This is a genomic window from Streptomyces bluensis, assembly GCF_014650715.1.
Lineage (GTDB): Bacteria > Actinomycetota > Actinomycetes > Streptomycetales > Streptomycetaceae > Streptomyces > Streptomyces bluensis.
In genome coordinates, this window is record NZ_BMVM01000017.1 from 121,928 (window position 1) to 139,858 (window position 17,931).

General features: G+C 70.5%; 12 protein-coding genes and 5 pseudogenes. 7 read left to right on the top strand and 10 right to left on the bottom strand.

The genetic code is table 11. The annotated features are described in order from the left end of the window. Window positions 1-5 precede the first annotated feature (5 nt). The 7 genes and pseudogenes from IE262_RS31710 to IE262_RS31740 form a co-directional block, all read right to left on the bottom strand. Window positions 6-1,127 (bottom strand): AI-2E family transporter, encoded by a 1,122-nt coding sequence (locus IE262_RS31710; RefSeq protein WP_229877658.1) that lies wholly within the window; start codon window positions 1,125-1,127, stop codon window positions 6-8. 126 nt (window positions 1,128-1,253) lie between these two features. Then, window positions 1,254-5,396: a CHAT domain-containing protein gene (locus tag IE262_RS31715; RefSeq protein ID WP_189878555.1), complete on the bottom strand. Its 4,143-nt coding sequence runs from the start codon at window positions 5,394-5,396 to the stop codon at window positions 1,254-1,256. A gap of 66 nt (window positions 5,397-5,462) precedes the next feature. Then, window positions 5,463-6,146, bottom strand: coding sequence for a hypothetical protein (locus IE262_RS31720; protein WP_189878557.1), 684 nt, complete (start codon window positions 6,144-6,146; stop codon window positions 5,463-5,465). Further along, on the bottom strand, window positions 6,143-6,352 hold the full coding sequence (locus tag IE262_RS31725) for a hypothetical protein (protein ID WP_189878560.1): 210 nt from the start codon (window positions 6,350-6,352) through the stop codon (window positions 6,143-6,145). The genes IE262_RS31720 and IE262_RS31725 overlap by 4 nt, the downstream gene beginning before the upstream one ends. Window positions 6,353-6,465: 113 nt before the next feature. Then, window positions 6,466-7,284: a class I SAM-dependent methyltransferase gene (locus tag IE262_RS31730; protein ID WP_189878562.1), complete on the bottom strand. Its 819-nt coding sequence runs from the start codon at window positions 7,282-7,284 to the stop codon at window positions 6,466-6,468. Between the two features lie 74 nt (window positions 7,285-7,358). After that, a pseudogene (locus tag IE262_RS31735) lies at window positions 7,359-8,086 on the bottom strand (transposase); the annotation flags it as partial. 285 nt (window positions 8,087-8,371) lie between these two features. Further along, complete coding sequence (locus tag IE262_RS31740; RefSeq protein WP_189878564.1) at window positions 8,372-9,394, bottom strand: WD40 repeat domain-containing protein; 1,023 nt, start codon at window positions 9,392-9,394, stop codon at window positions 8,372-8,374. 163 nt (window positions 9,395-9,557) lie between these two features. Between IE262_RS31740 and IE262_RS31745 the strand changes: the two are divergent. From IE262_RS31745 to IE262_RS31755, 3 genes and pseudogenes are all read left to right on the top strand, one after another. Next, window positions 9,558-10,337 (top strand): annotated as a pseudogene (locus tag IE262_RS31745) (hypothetical protein); the annotation flags it as partial. Continuing rightward, a complete protein-coding gene (locus IE262_RS31750; protein WP_189878566.1) occupies window positions 10,334-10,693 on the top strand; it encodes an ASCH domain-containing protein in 360 nt (119 codons plus the stop codon). The pseudogene IE262_RS31745 and the gene IE262_RS31750, both read left to right, overlap by 4 nt. A 41-nt stretch (window positions 10,694-10,734) precedes the next feature. Continuing rightward, window positions 10,735-10,833: pseudogene (locus IE262_RS31755) on the top strand (NUDIX domain-containing protein); the annotation flags it as partial. 60 nt (window positions 10,834-10,893) lie between these two features. Here the strand turns inward: IE262_RS31755 and IE262_RS31760 are convergent. Next, a pseudogene (locus IE262_RS31760) lies at window positions 10,894-11,595 on the bottom strand (pirin family protein); the annotation flags it as partial. 135 nt (window positions 11,596-11,730) lie between these two features. After that, window positions 11,731-12,207 carry an SseB family protein gene (locus IE262_RS31765; protein ID WP_134038417.1) on the bottom strand — a complete coding sequence of 159 codons (477 nt, stop codon included), beginning with the start codon at window positions 12,205-12,207 and terminating at the stop codon, window positions 11,731-11,733. A 150-nt stretch (window positions 12,208-12,357) separates the two neighbouring features. Between IE262_RS31765 and IE262_RS31770 the strand changes: the two genes are divergently transcribed. Both IE262_RS31770 and IE262_RS31775 read left to right on the top strand, forming a co-directional pair. Further along, window positions 12,358-14,187, top strand: coding sequence for an acyl-CoA dehydrogenase (locus IE262_RS31770; protein ID WP_134038414.1), 1,830 nt, complete (start codon window positions 12,358-12,360; stop codon window positions 14,185-14,187). A 177-nt stretch (window positions 14,188-14,364) separates the two neighbouring features. Further along, a complete protein-coding gene (locus tag IE262_RS31775) occupies window positions 14,365-15,678 on the top strand; it encodes a M18 family aminopeptidase (RefSeq protein ID WP_189878568.1) in 1,314 nt (437 codons plus the stop codon). A 104-nt stretch (window positions 15,679-15,782) separates the two neighbouring features. Here the strand turns inward: IE262_RS31775 and IE262_RS31780 are convergent, their stop codons facing one another. After that, window positions 15,783-16,763, bottom strand: coding sequence for an NAD(P)-dependent alcohol dehydrogenase (locus IE262_RS31780; RefSeq protein ID WP_189878570.1), 981 nt, complete (start codon window positions 16,761-16,763; stop codon window positions 15,783-15,785). A gap of 114 nt (window positions 16,764-16,877) precedes the next feature. Here IE262_RS31780 and IE262_RS31785 point away from each other — a divergent pair, with 114 nt between their 5' ends. Beyond that, window positions 16,878-17,534, top strand: coding sequence for a TetR/AcrR family transcriptional regulator (locus tag IE262_RS31785; RefSeq protein WP_134038405.1), 657 nt, complete (start codon window positions 16,878-16,880; stop codon window positions 17,532-17,534). A 154-nt stretch (window positions 17,535-17,688) separates the two neighbouring features. Then, window positions 17,689-17,921: pseudogene (locus IE262_RS31790) on the top strand (hypothetical protein). Window positions 17,922-17,931: the final 10 nt, after the last annotated feature.

Consider the following 17,931-nt stretch of genomic DNA (forward strand, 5'->3'; position numbering starts at 1 on the left):
TGCGCTCACGCCTCCTCCGCCCCGGTCTCACCCGCCCCAGCATCGCCCGCCTCGTCCTCGGCCTCGCCCGCCTCGTACCGCGTCCTCAGTTCGTGGACGACCCCGGAGGCGGCCGCGGTCAGCGGTACGGCGAGCAGCAGGCCGACGATCCCGGCGACGGACGCGCCCGCGGTGAGGGTGACCATGACGACGGCCGGGTGCATCTGGACCGTACGGCTCTGGACCATCGGCTGGAGGACGTGCCCCTCCAGGGCCTGCACGGCGACGATGACCCCGAGCGCCCAGAGCGCGATGACGAACCCGCGGTCGGCGAGCGCGACGAGCACGGCCACGGCACCGGAGAGGAAGGCGCCGAGATACGGGATGTACGCGCCCACGAAGACCAGCGCGCCCAGCCCGACGGCACCCGGGACCCTGAGGATGAGCAGCCCCGCGGTGACGCAGACGGAGTCGATCAGGGCGATGAAGGTGGTCCCGCGCATGAAACCCTCGACGGCGTGGAAGGCCCGCCGCGCCATGGCCTCCAGGGTGTCGGCGGTGCCGGCGGGGGCCACGGCGCGCAGGGCGTCCCCGGCCCGGTGGAAATCCCGGAGGAAGAAGAAGACGAGCAGCAGCGCCAGCACCGCCATGGCGATCGCCTCGCCGACGACGCTGACTCCGCTGAGCACCCCGGAGGCGGCCGTCCCCCCGAACCTGCCCAGCAGCTTCGGGGCGTTGGTGGCCACGTCCTCCAACGAGCTACCGGCCGGCCCGAAGCGCGCGCTCAGGGAGCGTGCCGCCTCCCTGAGCGAGTGGACGATCTGGTCACCGGAGTCGACGATCGCGGCGACGACGATGTAGACGGCCCCGCCGACCACGGCCACGACGGCGACACAGGTGACCGCCGCCGCGATCGACCGGTGGACCCCCGCGCCGACGAGGCGCCGGTGCATCGGCCGCAGCAACGCGGTCCCGAGCAGCGCCAGCAGCACCGGCACCACGGCCGTACGGAACTCGACGCAGAGCCGGATCCCGACATAGACGACCCCGGCGACGAGCAGGACGACGGCACACCATGCGGCAAGGCGGCGGACGGGGTCGGGGAGCAGGGGCCCGGGGCCCGGGCCCAGCGGCTTGGTGTCCTGCACGCCTCCAGCCGAACACGACCGACCGGACCTGTCGTGCGCGACCGGCCCACCCGGGTGACACACGGACCGCTCCCCTCCCCGAAGAACGGTCTGCGTTCAACGGTCTGCGTTCAACGGTGCGGCGACTCACGGACCGGTGTGCACGTAGGCCGCCCAGAGCAGGGGGTCGTCGTTCTGCTGCCGGATACGGCGGACGGCCGTATGCAGGGCGAACGCGGAACGGGCGGGGTCGAGACGGTCGGGGGCGTCGGGGCGGCGGAGTTCGCTGTAGAAGCGCGCGGCCAGTTCCTGGGCCGTCATGTCCTCGGCCATCCACTGGGCGGCCACGACATGGGTGAAGCCGGCCAGTTGCAGGGCTCCCGCGAGGTGCAGGGCCTCATCGGGCAGCCCAGCCGTGCCGCGGGCCGTCTCGCAGGCCGACAGGAAGGCCAGGTCGGCGGCGTCGAGCCGGAGGCGGGCGATGTCCTCGACGGTGAGGAGGGCGGGCTGCTGGTCTCCGTGGCAGAACAGCCCGCTCCTGGCCGGGCGGGCCGGATCGTGGCGGGCGTGGCCCGCGAAATGCAGACAGGAGTGGTTCGGCAGGGCCCTGCGGACGGCACGCCGGTCGGCCGTGGGCCCGGCCAGCAGCTTCCGCTCCTTCACCTGCGTGACCAGCCGCAGGGCCTCCTTGCGGGCGAACGGCAGCGGCTGGAGGCCCGGCACGCTCGCCTGGTCGACGATCAGGACACCACCGGCCGTACGCTCCCCGGCGTCCCGGTCGTCCCGGTCGTCCCGGTCGTCCCGGTCATCCCGTTCGTCCTGCCGTCGCCGCGCCTGTGCCAGGGACCGCAGCGTCGTGGTGTACGAGCAGACGTACCGCTCCGGAAGCTCTCCGGCGGCGTGCAGCGGGAGGAGTGCGAGCAGGCCGGTGGGGCACCACCACAGCCGGCCTGGTTCCAGGCGCTTGGCGGGTCCCAGTCCGGCCAGGACCGGTTCTACGACCGTCTCCCGCAGCCACTCCAGGGTGTCCCGGAGCGCGCGGCCGGCCTCGTCCGGGGACCGGCTCGCCGAGGAGAGCGCGGCGAGCAGCGCCTCCGTCCGCTCCTTGAGTCCGCCGGGCCCCTCAAGGCTCAGACCGGGCAGCGGTACGGTCCGCAGTGCGCCCCGGGTGACGACGAGCGCGTCACAGCGCAGAAAGCTCGTGTTGACGACGACCACGGTCCCGTCACCGGCCGCCTCGCGCAGTTCCTCGGGAGAGGGCGGCCGCAGGAGGTCGTCGAGCCCGAGCAGGCGGTACGCGTCGCGGGTCAGCTCGTCCAGCTCGGCGGCCAGTTCGCGGTGCCGGTGGGCCTCGGCCCGCTGCTCGCGGACGGGTGCCGTCGGGTCGGTGAGGGAGGAGTCCGCCGAGTGGAGGACGGAGCGGATCTCCGCGATGCGGTGGGCCAGTCGCGGTTCCTGCTCCTCCAGCGCCGTCAGGTCGAAGCGGGAGTCCACCGCCTGGGCCAGGAGCACCCCGCGGCCCTGCTCCAGCAGGTGCAGCGCCGTATCCGGCCGGCCCGCGGAGAGGGCGGCGGCCGCCGCGTCGCAGGCGATGCTGTCCGAGACGGCCAGCCCGCTGATGCGGTCCTCCAGCTCCAGGCCGTGCCAGGCCATCAGCGGAAGCTGGGCGACCGCCACCTGGTAGGCGTCGACGGCCTGCGCCCAGTCCTCCAGCAGGGCGGCCCGCAGTCCCCAGTGCGCGGCGGCGGAGAACCGCACCTTGGCCGGCACGCCCTCGACACCCGCCGCCTCCCGGAACAAGGCGCACGCCTTCTCCAGGTCACGGTGACTGCTCCCCTGTACGGCCGCGAAGGAGTGCGCCGTTGCCAGGGTGATGAGGAAGGACACGCGACGCACGTCGTCGTCGGGGATCACCCGCAGCGCCGCTTCCGCCGCTTCGATCGCCCCGTCCAGATCGGTTGCGGACAGCGTCAGGTCGTACCGGGTGAGGAAGGCCCAGGAGAGTACGAGCAGGGCTCTGCCCCGGACCGGATGACCGTCCGGGGTGGTGTCGGCGGCCTCCTGGCAGCAGCGGACGGCCTCGTCCGCGTCACCCCGCCGCTCCAGCCGCCCACAGCGGTCCAGGAGGACCAGGGCCAGATTCGACAGCGCCACGAACCGCCGCGCATGCCCCTGCGGGTACGCGTGCACGGCCACCCGACCGGCGTCGACCGCCTCGTCCAACTCCTCGATCGCCTGCGTGCGTTCGTACCGGTCGGCGAGCGCCAGACAGAGGCTGACAGCCGCCTCACCCGCGCCCTCGCTGCCGGGGGCCACCGCCCCCACGGCCTCCCGCAGCACCTCGACGGCCTCGTCCAGGTCGGCGAACGCGCCCGCCCGCTCGTACCTCCTGCGCAGCACCACGCCCAGGCTCGTCAGCAGGACAGCCCGGTCGTACGGCGGTGTCCCCGGCGGTACGGCGGCGACGGCCTCCCGGCCCACCCGCACCGCCTCCTCCAGGTCCGCCACCGTGTTCAGCCGGAGGTACCGGGAGGTCAGGGCGGTGCAGAGATGCGCACGCCACAGCGCGCGCTCCGGATGACCGGGCGGCAGGGCTTCCACGGCCTGCCCGGTCAGGTCCACCGCCCGGTGCAGATCGGACACGCTGTCGAGGTGTTCGGCCCGCTGCCGCAGCGCCATACCGAGCGCGGAGAGCGCCTTCGCCGACTCCGGGCCCCCGGCCTCGGCCGCGATCGCCACGGCCTCCTCCAGACGCCGGACCGCCTCGTCCAGCAGCGCGGCGTCGCCGCGGCGCTCGTACAGCAGACCGAGGACGCGGCCGAGGTTGAACAGCACCGGCAGCGCCTGCGCTCCCGCGAGGACCCGCAGGTCCGCCGCCTCCCGGAGGACGGCGGCGGACCGGTCCAGCGCTTCGGACGGGTCGGCGGCCCCGGTATGCCAGAGACGGATGGCCCGTGTCATATAGGTGAGCCCCAGCTCGGAGAGGCACAGGGCGAGTTCCGCACTGCCAGGGGGCAGCCGGCGGCGGACGGCTTCCAGAGCCGCGATGGCTTCGTCGCCGTCGTCGTCCCCGTCGGCGGCCAGCGCCCCACCGCCCTTGTCCGAGTCCCCGCCGCCGCTGTCCGCGCCGCCCGGCGTGAGCTGGTACCGCACTGCCAGCGCCTCCGCCAACAGCCCTTCGGCGCGCTCCCGTTCGGGCCCGGCGGCAGCCGACACGGCCCGCTGGGCAAAATCGACCGCGGCGTCGCCGTCCGCGGGGTCCCGCGACTGCCGGAAGCGCGCGAGGTACGCGCTGCCCAGCTCGTAGAGGTACGGCGCGACGACAGCGCCCTCACCCACCCGGAGCGCCTCCCGGCAGAGCTCGACGGCTTCGTCGATGTCGCGCGGCTGGCGCGTACGGTCGTACCTCAGCCGCAGCATCACCACGAGCAGCCACATCCGCCGCACCCGCCACTCGGCGGGGACGGCCGCCAGTTCGCGGCGCTCCAGGTCCACCAGAGCGTCGAACTCGGCGGTCTCCTCGCAGTGTTCGGCCTTCGTCGACATGACGGCGGCGAGATTGGCCAGGTACAGGACGTGTTCCGGATCGTCGGGGGAGCAGAGCCGTGCCGCCCGTCGGGTATGGTCCAGCGCCTCCCCGAGATCGTCGGCCCGCTCGCGCGGGTTCCTCGTGCCCCGGGCGCGCTGGTGTAGCGCCACCCCGAGGTGGGTCAGGTACATCGCGAGTTGAGGGTCACGCGGATCCGTGACGCGTACGGCTTCGCGTAAGGCGTCCACGGCTGCCCGCACATCCCCGGCGGCGCCGTCCCCGCCCCGGGCGGCACGGGCGGTGAGCGCCACGCCCAGATGGGAGTGGAACACGGCGACGGGTTGCGGCGCCGACCGCACCGCCTCGCGGGCGCATCCGACGGCCTCGTCCAGCACAGCGTCCGCGCTCGACTGCCGGGTCTGGGCCAGCAGGTTGAGGGCGCCCGCGAGGTTGCCGTGGTACATCCACCGGTTCGGATCACCGGGGTACGCGGAGGCCACCGCGCGCCGCCCCGAGTCCACCGCCTCGTCCAGGTCCGCCTCGTCCCGGCGCAGCGCATAGCGGTCCCGTAACGCCGCGCACAGGTTGGACACCGCCATGGGACGGCCGGGGTGCCCCTCGGGCAGGAGGTCACGGCAGCGCCGCAGGAGCGCGATCGCCCCGTCGAGCGCCTGAGGATCGCGTACGGCGCCCCAACGCGCGTACAGCTCCAGGGCCTGGGCACCCATGCGGATGGCGTCGTCGTCTCCTGACCTACCCAAGACGTCTCGCCCTCTCTTCTCCGGCTCTCTTCTCCGACTCTTCTCCGGTCCTCTTCTCCGGGCCGGTCAGCCGCCGTCGGTGGCCAGCAGGAACAGCACCGCCCCGACGACCACGAGGAGCGACCCCAGCATCGTCTGCACCCGGGCCCGGCGCAGGGCTCCGCGCACCTGCCAGGCATGGACGAGCTCCAGCAGAGCCCGGCGGCGGGCGGCGGAGTGCGCGACGTTGACGCGAGCCGCGGTGAGAGCGCGGTTCAGTTCGGCGTGCCGATCCCCGTCCCGCTCCCGGGCGAGACGTTCCGTCAGGTTCACGGCCACGGTGGCGTGCAGACGGCAGGACCGGACGAGTTCGTCGACGGTCGTGCCGAACGGGCCGAAGAACAGCTCGGGGGCAGCCTCGATCTCGGCGCGGAGGTCGGCGAGGGAAGGGTCATCGAGTGACCGGAGGGTGGTGAACCGTGGGGTCAGTACCTCGCCGGTCCACCAGATCGCCCAGAACACCCCCACCAGTGCCAGACCGAGCCCGCCCGCGGCCAGCGCGACGTCGCCGCGGCCATGGATCTTACCGATGGCGGCCAGCGGGAAGCCCCCGAGCAACAGTCCGCCGACGGCCGCAGTGGCCATGATCGTCCAGCGCGCCACAGCCCGCATGTCAGCGACAGCGGCGTCCGCATGCGTGCCGACGACCGCCTGTTCCCCGACCGCCACGGGGTCCTGGGGCTGCGACGCCTCGGGGGACAGGGCGCTCACGAGGGCGTGGGACCTACGCCGTCGTTGCCCCGGAATTTGATGTCGTGCAGCCCATGGTCGCTGTTGTCGGGCAACTCCCCATACGGAAGCCACGCGCTGCCGTCGTAGTACTCGACCCGGCCCTCATCGTCGGTCCGAACGTCACCGATCTCCGGAGGCTTCACGCTCTCCGATGCGGCACCGTGTCCTCGCACCTGCTCGCTCACGCCTGCAACTCCCACCAGCAGAGGCACATGGGTGAGGGAGAGGCTACCGCCCACGAACCCATGAGTTTCGAACGGCCTACGGAACCGGCCGACCCCGATAGTGGAGTCGGCCCTCAGCGGCGACAGACGAGGATGCCGCCCAAGCACGTGACCTCGAAGACCCCGCGCTGGGCGATGTGATCGAGAAGGATCGTGCGTGCCCGTTCGATCGTGGCGTCGAAGGGCACATCGTGCTGGTCCGCCCAGGCCCGGTAGGAGGCCATGTGCGCAATGACCGGTTCGGGATCGTGGACCGTGATGATGCCGGGCAGTTCAATCGTCTCCAAGCGGCCGAACTCCTCCCCCAGGAAGGCCGGGGCCTTCTCCAGGGAGAAGCGGGCGCTGAGCGAGATGCGGGCTGGGCCGCGTCCGGTGCCGAGAACGTCGCCTGCAGCCCGCTGCCACAGGTCGTCGAGTTCGGCCTTGTCCCGATCGCTGTTGGTGGAGGCGATCACCAGCCCATCACGGCCGACCACGCGGGACAGCTCCCCCACCGCCCGAGGGATGTCCGGGACGTGGTAGAGCATGTGCAACGCCAAGGCGGCATCGGCGCTCCCCGTGGCCAGTGGCAAGCGGGTGGCGTCCGCAACGGCCACCGGACGGGGGACACCGGCGAGAATGCCAGGAGCGATGTCCAGGCCCAGCAGGGCAAGGTCGGGCCGGTCGTCGCGGAGCCGCTGGATGAACTTGCCGTTGCCGCAGCCGACATCGACCACGCGCCCGCGCACGCCCCTCAGCTGCTCGACGACGATGCCCGGCAGGTCGTAACGAGGCGCCTGCCACTGATAAAGCGACTGGCGGGCAGCCAGATCCCGGTCGCTGCTGTAGGCGCTTCCAGCGAGCCGCCCCCGGTCGGTGACAGCGGCTGCATGTGCGGCGGACAGTTCGGTCACGTCGGCAACTCCGGAGGGTGGGCTGGGGATACCATCCACGCCCTTAAGCTTGTCTTTTATGGTTTGCGGGCTTTGGGTTGATTACGTTCGGCGATGGTCTCGGGGCGTCTGGTCGTTTTGCCCAGGGTGTGCGCCGCGATCACAAGCCATGTCCAGCGGTCCGCGGCATCGGGAGTACGCAGCTTGGGACGCGTCCAGCCGAGCGTCTGCTTTACAAAACGCCAAGTATGTTCAAGATCGAACCTGCGGAGGAACGCTTGCCACCGCAGGTCGACGTCCTCGCTGGTCATGCCAGTCCTGGAGGACCACAGTCAGACGGGCAGCGGGTCGCCTCCGCCGGGCAGGTGGTCCACCTGCAGGCGGATCAGGGTCCCCTCGATGACGGGAAGTTCGCCGACGTGGTCGATCCACGCGGAGCGGGTGGTGAGCCGCGGGTGGATGCGGTCCCGGGCCATCGCCTGCGCGGTACCGTAGCGGTCGGTGACCTGCACGGTCTCGGCGTCCGGCTCAGCCCAGGTGTCCGGCTTGGCGAAGCGGAACTCCGGCCCAGCGCCTTGCGCAGCCCGCCCACGTCGATGCGGCCCTGGTTGAGCGCGTCGTACAACGCGCCGTGCCCACGCCGGTGTTCGGCCAGCAGCGTCAGGTCGACCGGCGAGGTCACCGGCCCGTTCTCGCAGAGCATCGCGTCGCACAGCTCGAACAGGGTGTCACCGCGTGCGGTGAAGCACGCGTACAGGTCCTCCCGGAAGTGTGACGCGAAGTCGAACGCGTCCCGCCGGGCATCGTCGTGCAGCACACTCACCTCTGCGCGGCCCTTGTATGAACGTGATTCCGTGGCGGAACGCATGCTCATACAAAGGCCATCCGCCTGCCCCGAAAACTCCCTGGTGAGTGACACCGTTCGGGACGCCGTTCGACTCCCGAGGTAAAAGACAAGCTCGGCAGACTCACCTTCACGGTCTTGGGTTTGGATCACAGCGCCTCGACAGCACACATGATCACCCCAAGGCCGTTCTGCCGTGTGGAGAACGCCAAACCCGTGGTCAGCCGCAGGCCGACCACGGGCAGAGGCAGGCCCCATGCGTCGTCAGGGCAACGGGTCCCAGACGCGTACGGCACCGCCTCGTCCTGCCGTGAGTACGACCTGACGTCCCTCCAGCGGTGTTACCGCCACGGTCCAGACTTCGCCCTCGTGGGCGAGTGGTGCCCCGATCTGCTGACCGTCGGAGAGGTCGAAGACCCGGACCGTCCCGTCGTCGCTGCCTGTGACCGCGAGGGTCCGATCTCCGATCACCGCGACGTCCACTGCGGAAACACGGTCGGTATGGCCCGTGGAGAAATCTTCGATCAGGTCGCCGTCGACCGCGTCCCAGACCCGTATCTCTCCAGCAGTCTCGTCGGATTCCATCACTGCCAGCACAACGGGGCGGCCACCGATCTCGGAAAGCGCGACAGCGTGGACCAACCCGTCGGCAGACCACTCGTGCAGCAGTTCCCCGGACTCAAGGTCCGACAGCAGAATATTGTCGCTGCTCGACACCACGACCGGCCTCCCGCGCAGCAGCCCCACCGCGAGACCGCGCACATCGTCACCATGCCCGGGAAGCTCTCGCGGCTCCTGTTCCTCGGCGTACTCGTCATCCGAGGGACCCCACGGCTCCACCTCGTCATCGGACGGGTCCCAGACCCACACCGCGGGACCTGAACCACCGGCCACCAGGACCGTACGCTGGCCGTCCTGGAACATAGCCAGCCCACCGTGAACCCAAGTGCGGAACTCCGGCGGGGCGTTCAGCAGATCGCCGCTCATCAGGTCCCATAGGCCCGGCCCCTGACGTGCCCCGCCGGCAGCGAACAGCACCCGCCCATCGACGACCGCCACGGCGACATGCAGGAAGTCCGGATACACCGGAATCCCGTAAGCCCCGTTGTCGAAATCCGCCAGCGGGCGCTCCACCCACTCGTCGCTCGCCATGTCCCATGTCCATACCTCGTGGACGTGGGTGGCGCACACCACCAGTGGCCGACCCTTCACATGAGCCACGACGAAGTCCTGGATGTTCGTCTCGGATGGATTCACACTGCTCTTGATCAACCGGGTGTCAGTCATGCGCGGCATGCTAACCACGGGGTGTGACACGGAGGTTGGAGTTGTCCGTCATGGCGGAAGTCTCGACGTATGTCAACTCAGGCCGGAACGGGCTGACCAGTGATCACCAGGGTGGTCGAGCGTCGGCGGACGCAGCAGGTCGGGTGAACCAGCGGGGTTGAACGACAAGCTCAGCGACCTTGTCGCCGCCCTCTATCAGCCCCTGTTCACAGCCCTCTCGCGACGACTGGGCATCCCACACCGAGTCGAGACCTACAGCCAGCAGCAGGCCGACGCGTACTTCCGCTGCACGTGGCTACGGCTCCTGCCCCGCCTCGACGCCGCACGCTGGTGGCTCGCCCCTTCCACCGGCATCCCACACCTGCGCATCCCCTGCCCGCAGCCCGGCTGCGGCTGGGCCGAGAAACACGCTGAACGCACCCACGTGCACCTCACCGACCGCGAGACCGCGCACGTGGCCGCCGTCTGCCACCAGGCCACCATCACCCCAACCGGAGGCGCCTACCTCGACTTGGCCACTCTGTACCGCAACATGGTCAAGGAGTTGGCCCTGTCCAGCCCGCACGGCACCCTGCATGTCATGGTCAAGGGCGGCGACTGGGTCTTCGGCTCCCACCTCGTCGACGAAGCCCTCCAAGCAGTCGGCCTCACCCGCGGACAGCTCCCGGCTCGGCTGTTCTGCCCCCAAGTCCTCACCGACACCGGCGCCAAGCTGTCCAAGTCGTTGATCCGCGAGGGCCGCGCTCCCCTGCCCGAGGGCGCCACCGACTGGATGCTCGACACCCGTCAGTGGCCCGGCACCATCGCGAAGTACGCCGAGCAGCTGCTGACCATGACCGATACCTTGCTGTCCGACCCCCGCCACTTCTTCCGCTCGTACTTGGCCGCCGAAATCAGCCGCATGATGACCGCGCCGGCCCCCAGGAGCGTTTCCGCCCCATGACCGACACCAGTGCCCGCGTCCGCGAGCTCAACCTCTACCGCCAGTACTTCGACCTCGTCGCCGCGGGCACCAAGACCATCGAGGTGCGGGTGAAATACCCGCACCTCGCAGACCTCACCGTCGGCGACATCATCCGCTTCCGGATCAAGGGCACCGACGAAACCTGCGACGTGAAGGTCAAGCGGGTCACCGAGTACCCCGGCTTCGCGGCCCTGCTTGACGGCGAAGGCCCGGCCAACGTCAACCCCACCGCCACCCGAGACCAGCAGCTCAACAACATCCGAGCCATCTACCCACCCGAGAAGGAAGCCCTTGGCGCGCTCGCGATCGAAATCGTACGTACCGCTGATCAGTAGGCCGAAGCGGCCCACCAACCGGCCAACGAAGGGACGGGACAGTGGCTCAGCCGCAGACTGACGACCAGCCCAAAGCACTCCCGCCCGCCCTCGAATCCATGACCCTGCTGGTTGCCGCCGTCATCGTCCTGAACCGGGCAGGCGCGGACGAGCCCCGGCCCTGTCCAGACGGGCTCGTCCGCATGTAGCCCCAGCAAGCCCTACAGCCCGCCCTCCGACATCCCGTGCACGGCCGGAATCGTCCCCAGCCGCCCCTTCTGGAAGTCGTCGAACGCCTGCTGGAGCTCGTCCCTGGTGTTCATCACGAACGGGCCGTAGTGGGCCATCGGCTCACGGATCGGCTGTCCGCCCAGCAGGACGACCTCCAGGTCCGGCGTGTGGGCGTCCTGCTTCTCGTCCGCGCGGACCGTCAGGGAGCCGCCCGCGCCGAAGACCGCCGTCTGGCCCAGGTGGATCGGACGGCGCTCCGCGCCCACCGAGCCCTTGCCCGCCAGCACGTACGCGAGGCCGTTGAAGTCCTCGCGCCACGGCAGCGTGATCTCCGCGCCGGGTGCCAGCGTCGCGTGGATCATCGTGATCGGGGTGTGCGTGATACCGGGGCCCTGGTGACCGTCCAGCTCACCGGCGATGACGCGCAGGAGCGCGCCGCCGTCGGGGGAGGTGAGCAGCTGGACCTGGCCGCCCCGGATGTCCTGGTATCTCGGGGCCATCATCTTGTCCTTGGCCGGGAGGTTCACCCACAGCTGGAGGCCGTGGAAGAGGCCGCCCGACAGGACGAGCTGCTCCGGCGGCGCCTCGATGTGGAGGAGGCCGGAGCCGGCCGTCATCCACTGGGTGTCGCCGTTGGTGATGGTGCCGCCACCGCCCTGGCTGTCCTGGTGGTCGAAGATCCCGTCGATTACTGCAGGCATGTCGGTACCTCCTTGTGCGCTCAGGTTAGTTGATTGTTGAACTTTCTGCCACCCCAAACGCAGGACGCCCGGAGGGCATTCCCTCCGGGCGTCCGATACCTGGCCGTACATGTCCAGCCGTACGCGTCAGCCGTACATGCGCCGCATCGCGAACTCGACCATCTGCTCGACCGCCTTCGCGTCGAAGACCATGCGGTGCTCGCCCTCCATGTCGAGCACGAAGCCGTAGCCGGTGGGCAGCAGGTCGATGACCTCGGCGCCGGTGATCACGAAGTACTTGGACTCCTTGCCGGCGTACCGGCGCAGCTCCTTGAGCGAGGTGAACATCGGGATCACGGGCTGCTGCGTGTTGTGCAGCGCGAGGAAGCCGGGGTTGTCACCGCGTGGGCAGTAGACCTTGGACGTCGCGAAGACCTGCTGGAAGTCCTCGGCGGACGTCTGACCCGTGGTGAAGGCCCGCACCGCGTCCGCGAGCGACGGCGGGGACGGCTCGGGGTACAGCGGCGTCTGCTGCCCGTACCCGCCGCCCATCGGCTGCTGCGGCGGCGGGGCGTACTGCTGCTGCGGGTCTGTACCGCCCATCGGCTGGCCGTATCCGTACATGCCGCAAAGAGTAACCAGTCACAGTTGCCCCGATCAGGCTTGCTTCTTATTACCCATGGGTAGCATCATCGGTAGCCGTAGCTACTTGTTAGTAGATGAACCAGCCGCGAGGAGACAGTGCCTCGCCGATCTCTCCACGGAGCTGTCGCCATGGGGCACTACAAGTCGAATCTCCGCGACATCGAGTTCAACCTCTTCGAAGTACTCGGGCGCGACAAGCTGTACGGCACCGGCCCGTTCGCGGAGATGGACGCGGACACCGCCAGGAGCATCCTGGAAGAGCTCACCCGCCTCGCGGAGAACGAGCTGGCCGAGTCCTTCGCGGACGCCGACCGCAACCCGCCGGTCTTCGACCCGGAGACCGGCACCGCTCCGGTCCCGGCGTCCTTCAAGAAGAGCTACAAGGCCTTCATGGACGCGGAGTACTGGCGTCTGGGCCTGCCCGAGGAGGTCGGCGGCACGACCGCTCCGCCGTCCCTGATCTGGGCGTACGCGGAACTGATCCTCGGCGCCAACCCGGCGATCTGGATGTACGCGTCCGGTCCGGCCTTCGCCCGCATCCTGTTCGACGAGGGCACCGAGGAGCAGCGGAAGATCGCCGAGATCGCGGTCGAGAGGACCTGGGGCTCCACCATGGTGCTCACCGAGCCGGACGCCGGTTCGGACGTGGGCGCCGGGCGCACCAAGGCCGTCCAGCAGGAGGACGGCTCCTGGCACATCGAGGGCGTGAAGCGCTTCATCACGTCCGGTGAGCACGACATGGAGGAGAACATCCTCCACTACGTGCTGGCCCGGCCCGAGGGTGCCGGGCCCGGCACCAAGGGGCTCTCCCTCTTCCTCGTGCCCAAGTACCTCTTCGACTTCGAGACCGGCGAGCTGGGCGAGCGCAACGGCGTGTACGCCACGAACGTCGAGCACAAGATGGGCCTGAAGGCCTCCAACACCTGCGAGATGACCTTCGGCGACCGTCACCCCGCCAAGGGCTGGCTGATCGGTGACAAGCACGACGGCATCCGCCAGATGTTCCGCATCATCGAGTTCGCGCGGATGATGGTCGGCACGAAGGCGATCTCCACGCTGTCGACGGGCTACCTGAACGCGCTGGAGTACGCCAAGGAGCGCGTCCAGGGCCCGGACCTGGCGAACTTCATGGACAAGGCCGCCCCCAAGGTCACCATCACGCACCACCCGGACGTGCGCCGCTCGCTGATGACGCAGAAGGCGTACGCGGAGGGCATGCGCGCCCTCGTGCTCCACACGGCGTCGGTGCAGGACGCCATCGCCGTGAAGGAGGCGAACGGCGAGGACGCCTCGGCGGAGCACGCGCTGAACGACCTGCTCCTGCCGATCGTCAAGGGCTACGGCTCCGAGAAGGGCTACGAGCAGCTCGCCCAGTCGCTGCAGACGTTCGGCGGCTCCGGCTTCCTGCAGGAGTACCCGATCGAGCAGTACATCCGCGACGCCAAGATCGACACCCTGTACGAGGGCACGACCGCGATCCAGGGCCAGGACTTCTTCTTCCGGAAGATCGTCCGCAACCAGGGTGCCGCGCTGAACTCGCTCGCCGAGGAGATCAAGAAGTTCCTGGCACTCGGCGAGGGCGGCGAGGAACTGGCGGGCGCCCGCGACCACCTCGCCAAGGCCGCGGTGGAGCTGGAGGCGATCGTCGGCCTGATGCTGACGGACCTCGCGGCCACCGAGCAGGACGTCAAGAACATCTACAAGGTGGGGCTCAACACCACCCGCCTGCTGATGGCCTCCGGTGACGTGATCGTCGGCTACCTGCTCCTCAGGGGCGCGGCGGTCGCGGCGGAAAAGCTTCAGTCCGGCGCCTCGGCCAAGGACAAGGCCTTCTACACCGGCAAGATCGCGGCGGCGAGGTTCTTCGCGGCCAACGTCCTGCCGGGGGTGACCCTGGCCCGCAAGGTCGCCGAGGGCGTCGACCTGGATCTGATGGAGCTGGACGAGGCGGCGTTCTAGGCCCCGTACCCCTTGGGGTGACTGCCCCGCGGGGTGGTTGATGCCGCTTCCGGCCGAGTTGGGCGACTAAGCGGAGCCTGTCCGTCCGGTAAGGGGTCCGACTCTTCCACAGCCCCCTTACGAGGGCCCGCTCCCCATCCCCGGGAGCGGGCCCTCGTACGTCGTTAAGGTGAACCCATGAGCAGCACAGTCGCCCGCTTCGACCGCGGCCACACCGACGACCTCATGACCTTCCTGGCGGCCAGTCCGTCGCCGTACCACGCCGTGGCGAACGCCGCCGAGCGGCTGGAGAAGGCCGGCTTCCGCCAGGTCGCGGAGACGGACGCGTGGGACGGTACGGCCGGCGGCCGGTATGTGCTGCGCGGCGGCGCCATCGTCGCCTGGTACGTCCCCGAGGGCGCCGAGCCGCACACCCCCTTCCGTATCGTGGGCGCGCACACCGACTCCCCCAACCTGAGAGTGAAGCCGCTGCCCGACAGCGGCGCGCACGGCTGGCGTCAGGTCGCCGTCGAGATCTACGGCGGCCCGCTGCTCAACTCCTGGCTGGACCGCGACCTGGGCCTCGCCGGCCGCCTCTCCCTCCGCGACGGCTCGACCCGCCTCGTGAACATCGACCGCCCGCTGCTCCGGGTCCCCCAGCTCGCCATCCACCTGGACCGTTCGGTGTCGTCCGAGGGCCTCAAGCTCGACAAACAGCGCCATCTGCAGCCGATCTGGGGCCTCGGCAACGACGTCCGAGACGGCGACCTCATCTCCTTCCTGGAGCGGGAGTCGGGCCTGGACTCGGGCGACGTCACCGGCTGGGACCTGATGACGCACTCCGTCGAGGCGCCCGCCTACCTGGGCCGCGACAAGGAACTCGTGGCGGGCCCGCGCATGGACAACCTGCTGTCCGTGCACGCGGCCGCGGCGGCACTCGTCGCGATCGCCACCGCCGAGGCCGCCGGTGATGTGACGCTGCCCTGCATCCCCGTCCTCGCGGCCTTCGACCACGAGGAGAACGGCTCGCAGTCCGACACGGGCGCGGACGGCCCGCTGCTCGGTTCGGTGCTGGAGCGCTCGGTGTTCGCCCGCGGCGGCGCGTACGAGGACCGGGCGCGGGCCTTCGCGGGCAGCGTCTGCCTGTCCTCCGACACGGGCCACGCCGTCCACCCCAACTACGCCGAGCGGCACGACCCGACGCACCACCCGCGCGCGGGCGGCGGGCCCATCCTCAAGGTGAACGTCAACAACCGCTACGCCACGGACGGTGCGGGCCGCGCGGTGTTCGCCGCCGCCTGCGACAAGGCCGGCGTCCCCTTCCAGTCCTTCGTCTCCAACAACTCCATGCCCTGCGGCACCACCATCGGCCCCATCACGGCGGCCCGCCACGGCATCAAGACCGTCGACATCGGCGTGGCCATCCTGTCGATGCACAGCGCGCGGGAGCTGTGCGCCGCGGATGACCCGTATCTGCTGGCGAACTCGCTGGCGGCGTTCCTGGAAGGGTGAGGCAAGGGTGAGGCAGGGCTGAGGCGGCGGCCTCCGTCTCGAAGAGTGGCTGTCACCAGCCTGTGCGGTCTGTGACAGCACGTTCCGACCAGGCAACAGCACGCCTAGTCGACCCTGACCACGTACTTGCCCCGCACCCCACCCGCCTCCAGCGCCCGGTGTGCCGCCGCTGTCTCCTCCAGCGGGAAGACCGTGTCCACCGCCGGGCGCAGCTTGCCCTCGGCCACCTGGCGGGCGAGGTCGTCGAAGAGCGCCCGCTTGGGGTTGCCGCTGAAGAAGCGCACCCGGCGGGGTCCGTGTACGGCGCTGGCCGCGATGTAGCCGAGCGAGGCGGCGGGGCGCGTCAGGTCGAAGGCGATGGTGACCATGCGTCCGCCGGGCTTCAGCAGGCGTCGGAAGGCCCGCAGGTCGGTGCCCGCCGTGTCGAGGACCACGTCGAACGGTTCCAGTCCCGCCGGCGGAACAGTCCGGTGGTCGACGGTCCGGTGGTCGACGGCGTGGCGGGCGCCGAGCGTGCGGACGAAGTCGAGGTTGGCGGCGCGGGCCAGGGCCGTGACCTCGGCGCCGTAGGCGTGTCCGAGCTGGACGGCGGCGTTGCCGACGCCGCCCGCCGCGCCCCGTACGAGCAGTCGTTCGCCGGGACGCAGCGCGACCTTGTCGCGGAGCGCGGTGACGGCCGTGGTGGCCACGGGCAGCGCGGCGGCGGCCACCAGGTCCAGTCCGTCCGGGACCCGGCCGAGCCACTCGGCCCGCACGGCCACGTACTCGGCGGCGGTGCCGAATCCGGAGGTGCGACCCACGCAGCCCCACACCCGGTCGCCGACCGCGACGCCCGTCACGCCGGTGCCGAGTGCGGCGACCTCGCCGGTGAAGTCCAACCCGACGCGCTGCGGGAACTTCCGGCCGGTGATGAGGCGGACGCGGCCGGAACGAGCGGCCAGTTCGCCGCCGTTGACGCTGAACGCCCGCACCCGGACCAAGACCTCGCCGGGTGCCGGTTCGGGGCGTGGCACCCGGCCCACGTACAGCACCTCAGGACCGCCGAAGCGGTCGAACAGCACGGCTTTCATCGTGCGGTCGTCCATCGTTCTCACCCATCGTTCTCACCTGGGGCACCAGCGGCCGTCGGGGCATCTGGGCGCGAGCGTAGGCTGTGAATCGGACGACATCGTCCGGTTGGACGGAGGTGAGAGACAGTGGTGGGGGAATCCTCTCGGATCGCGGACCCGGACGGGCTTCGGGCGGACGCCCGGCGCAACCGGGAGCGCATCCTCGTCGCCGCCCGCGCGGTCTTCGCCGAGCACGGGATCGACGCGCCCATGGCGACCGTGGCCCGCCGAGCGGGGGTCGGCGTGGCGACGCTGTACCGGCGGTTCCCGACCCGGGACGCCCTGGTGCGGGCCGCGTTCGCGCAGCAGATGGAGACCTGCGTTCGGGCGCTCGCCGAGGCGCTGGCCGACCCCGACCCGTGGCGGGGCTTCCAGCGGCTGATCGAGACGGCCTGCGAACTTCAGCGGGAGGAAAGGGGATTCCCGGCCGCGTTCGTCGCGGCTTTCCCGGACAGCACGGTGGACCACGCGCGGGCCCGGGAACGGGCCGAGCGGGACCTCATGACCCTGGTCCGCAGGGCCCAGGCCGCGGGCGCGCTGCGCGCCGACTTCCACCCTTCCGACATCGCCGTGGCCCTGTTGTCCCACTGCGCTCTGGTCAACGCGCTGCCGCATGACCGTGCGGCGTCCCGGCGCCTGTTGGCGTACCTGCTCCAGTCGTTCCGCGCCGACGCGCCCCCTAGGGCGCTGCCCCCGCCGAGCGCACTGTCGCTGCGCAGCCTTCCGCTCGCGGCCGGCGGCTCATAGCGGCGCAGCCCCAGGTCCTCAGATCATCCGGCCCGTTGTTACGCAGGGTCGTTTCCCCGGCACCCTTCGCAAGGGATGCCCCGGCATGGGCATGGGCCTCCCGGGTACCCGGAGTCGACCGGAACGACCGGACCACACAGGGAGGCAGTGACTCATGGGCCTGGGCGGATGCATCATTCTGATCGCCACCTCACCTTCGCCACCGACTGGGACATGCAGGGGGTCAACCTCGACCTGGTCGGCGTCATCTTCATGATCGTCGGGCTGATCGGGGTCGCGACGTTCAGCAGCATCGCCAAGCGGCGGCGCGTGGTGGTGCCGCCCGCGACGCCAGTGATCGACGAGGACGGGCACCACCATCACCGCGACGGGTACGGCGGCGTGTGACCGCGAGCGA